The following is a 251-nucleotide window of genomic DNA, read 5'->3' on the forward strand; positions in this document are numbered from 1 at the left end:
GCCGACCACGTCATCGCCTACCGGCGGACCGATCCCGTCCAGGAAGGCGGCGACCTGTTCGTGGCGGTGCCGCGGCTGGTGGCGGGCTCCGTCGGGGAGGCCGTCTGGTCGGGCGAGGCCTTCGCGGGCACCCGGGTCGATCTCGGGGCCGGCAGCCGCTGGCGGGACCTCGCCTCGGGACGGGTGGTCGAGGGGGAGGGGGCCGATCTCGGGATCCTCCTGCGCGACCTGCCCTACGCGGTGCTGCGGCG

General features: G+C 76.5%; 1 protein-coding gene. It reads left to right on the top strand.

Annotation, left to right across the window (positions count from 1 at the left end; translation table 11 throughout):
* A partial coding sequence (locus KZZ06_RS21680; protein WP_219581980.1) for a hypothetical protein occupies window positions 1–251 on the top strand: 251 nt, incomplete at both ends.

It is taken from the genome of Sulfitobacter sp. CW3, assembly GCF_019392245.1.
Taxonomy (GTDB): domain Bacteria; phylum Pseudomonadota; class Alphaproteobacteria; order Rhodobacterales; family Rhodobacteraceae; genus Sulfitobacter.